At 33.0% G+C, this 3553-nt stretch carries 1 protein-coding gene; it reads left to right on the top strand.

Features of this window, described 5'->3' with window-relative positions:
* Positions 1-582 precede the first annotated feature (582 nt).
* The gene (locus tag HN894_17530; GenBank protein ID MBT7145127.1) at positions 583-2730 is read left to right on the top strand and encodes a M3 family metallopeptidase; all 2148 of its coding nucleotides are present in this window, start codon (positions 583-585) and stop codon (positions 2728-2730) included.
* The last annotated feature ends 823 nt before the right edge of the window (positions 2731-3553 follow it).

Raw genomic sequence — 3553 nt, 5'->3', positions numbered from 1 at the left:
TGTGTGTCAGATTTGAACTACCACAGATTTTTATTTTTGAGTAATAGCGAGCTATTTTGATGGAATAAAAATTGAGGACGGTCAAAGATGATGTGCAGTTTGGGCTTGTAGTAGAAATATTTATGAATTATTCAGGTTAGGTAATATGGATGAACTTGTTACCTTATTTCTATCTTTTATTTGTAACTGTATTTAAAATGCTTACAATCATGCAATTAACTATTTATTTTTTTATTTTTAATAAAATGGAAAATTATTATTATCTTTAATATATATTATTGTTTTCATGCGTTTGCCATGAAATAAACCCAAGCCAGCGAGTTTATTTATGTATTTTTAATAATTTTGTAATGAGGCATAATTTCGGATATTTTTTGTCCAATATTTCAGACAATTCTTCTACAGAAATTTCATTTTTTTCGCATCTTTACACTTTTTTTAATAAAGATGATTTTAATAAATATTAATGATTTTGATAACTTTGGCCTGGTTCAACATGTTGATAATAGCGTATTAAAACCTGAAGTATTTCTAAGCTTGTGCTAATTTTTAGTGATTATAATTTAATTTAAACTTAACCCAATGAAAAAACAACTAATAACAAAAAACCTGATACTTACAATCATTGCTATGCTTGCATTAGATAGCTGCAACCAAACAGAAAAAGAATCACCTATGGTCGAAAACATATTATTAAAAGAATGGGTAGGCCCATATGGCGGAGTGCCTGCTTTTGATCAGTTGAAAGTGGAAGATGTAAAAGCCGCAATGCTACAAGGCATGGAATTGGAAATAAAGGATATTGATGCTATTGCCAATAATACAGCCGCTCCCAATTTTGAAAACACCATTGAAGAAATGGAACGCTCGGGTGCAGCACTAAAAAGAGCTTTTAAATATTATGGTGTTTTAAGCGGTAACATGTCTTCTCAAGGATTTAGAGATATTCAAACCGAATTGGCACCATTATTTTCTGAACATCAATCTAAAATCACACAAAATGAAAAATTGTTTCAACGCATAAAAGCAGTTTATGATGCCTCTAAAGAAAATCCGCTGCCGGCAGACCAACAACGAGTAGTAGATCTGATTTACAAAAATTTTTCAATGAATGGTGCAGAATTAGACAGTGAGAAAAAAGCTAAATATGCAGCCATTAGTAAAGAATTATCGAGCCTTTACACCAAATTCTCAAACAATGTATTGCACGACGAGGAAAATTATGTTACCTACCTAACAAAAGAACAATTAGGAGGTCTATCTAATGGATTTATTAAATCGGCAGCAAAAATTGCAACAGACAAAGGACAAGAAGGAAAATATGCGATTACTAATTCCCGATCGTCTATGGATCCATTTCTCACCTATTCCACCGAAAGAGAATTACGTAAACAAGTATGGACCAATTATTATTCTAGAGGAGATAATGGAGATGAGTACGACAACAATAAAATAATTGCAAAAATCTTACAATTACGTAAACAAAAAGCAGAAATCTTAGGCTATAAAAACTATGCTGATTGGCGTTTGCAAGACAGAATGGCCAAAACACCGGAAAATGCAATAGCATTGATGGAAGCTGTTTGGCCGGCTGCCATTGCCCGGGTTGCCGAAGAAGTTGAAGATATGCAAGCGATAGCAAATAAAATTGGAGACAAGATTACAATTGAGCCTTGGGATTACCGTTTTTATGCAGAAAAAGTCAGGAAAGAAAAATATGATCTAAACTCCGATGAAGTAAAACAATATCTTCAATTAGATAAGCTGACTGAAGCGATGCACTATGTAGCAGCTAAGTTGTTTAACTACAATTTCAAACCCGTTCCCGAAGGCAGTGTTCCGATATTTCATGAAGACGTAAAAGTTTGGGAAGTTAGCGATAAAACCTCCGGCGAAAATATTGGACTTTGGTATCTTGATCCCTTTGCAAGAGAAGGAAAACGCTCTGGAGCCTGGGCAAATACCCTAAGAAGTCACACTACTTTTGACGGCAAAAAAAACGTGCTTGCCACCAACAATTCAAACTTTGTAAAACCGGCTCCGGGAGAAGCATTGCTTGTTTCTTGGGACGATGCTACTACCTTCTTTCACGAATTTGGTCATGCACTTCATTTTTTATCTTCTAATGTAAAATACCCAACCTTAAATAGTGGTGTACGAGATTATACAGAATTTCAATCGCAAATAATAGAGCGATGGTTATCTACAGACAATGTTATCAATAACTTTTTAGTACATCATGAAACAAAGGAACCCATTCCTGCAGAATTGGTAGCAAAAATCAAGAATGCGGCTACTTTCAATCAGGGATTCTCTACAACTGAATATTTAGCTTCGGCAATTATGGATATGAAACTTCACCTTGCAGAGCCTGCAAATATTGATATAGACAAATTTGAGAGCGAAACACTTGTAGAGTTAAACATGCCAAAAGAATTACCCATGCGTCACAGAACGCCTCATTTTGGTCATGTATTCTCTGGGGAAGGCTATGCAACGGCATACTATGGCTACATGTGGGCAGATGTATTGACAGCAGATGCTGCCGAATCATTTGAAGAGGCTCCGGAAGGTTTTTATGATGAAGAAATTGCCGCCAAAATGCTTAAATATTTATTTGCCCCAAGAAATTCTATGGATCCTGCTGAAGCCTACAGATTATTTAGAGGACGTGATGCAAAAATTGAAGCCCTTATGAGATATAGAGGTTTTCCTGTAAGCAAAGAATAATGAGCTATCAAATTAACGGAAGCTAATTTTATTGATTCATAAAATCCGCAAGGATTTATATTAGTGCTAATAAGTCAGAAAATTAGACATTTTTATCACAACTAATAAAGTGATTAAAAAATTAGTGAAATTCGAGCAATTCGTGGATAAGAAGAATCCGCAAGGATCTATATTAGTGCTAATAAATCAGAAAATTAGGCATTTTTATCACAACTCAACATAGTGATTAAAAAATTAGTGAAATTCTGAAATTAGTGGATAAGAAGAATCCGCAAGGATCTATATTAGTGCTAATAAATCAGAAAATTAGGCATTTTTATCACAACTAATAAAGTGATTAAAAAATTAGTGAAATTAGTGAAATTAGTGGATAAGAAGAATCCGCAAGGATCTATATTAGTGCTAATAAATCAGAAAATTAGGCATTTTTATCACAACTCAACATAGTGATTAAAAAATTAGTGAAATTAGTGAAATTCGTGGATAAGAAGAATCTGCTTGCTGATTTATGGTGATTGTTCTATTTGTGTTTTTAATTTAAATAAAATTTGAAATTGAAAGAAAAAGCACAAAAATAATTTGCCAACTCTCAGAATTCTTTTATTTTTGCAAAAGTAATTTTAACATTTATATAATACGAAGGCAATTAATATTAGAACATAAAACGAGTAAAACAACAGATATTTACACACATGTTTCAGAAAATAATTTCAAAAATTTTAAAAACCCGATAGATGACTTTGAAATATAAAAAAACAAAAAGGTGTTCATACACGCCCAAATTGGTTGTGTATGTACACCTTTTTCAGAGGATAAAAGAGAT

The organism is Bacteroidota bacterium (assembly GCA_018692315.1).
Lineage (GTDB): Bacteria > Bacteroidota > Bacteroidia > Bacteroidales > JABHKC01 > JABHKC01.
Note: the sequence above shows the minus strand (reverse complement) of the source record. Positions and strands in the feature narration are given on the sequence as shown.

Excerpts from the sequence above, each read along its gene's own strand:
- HN894_17530 (MBT7145127.1), top strand. The coding sequence starts at position 583 with ATGAAAAAACAACTAATAACAAAAAACCTGATACTTACAATCATTGCT.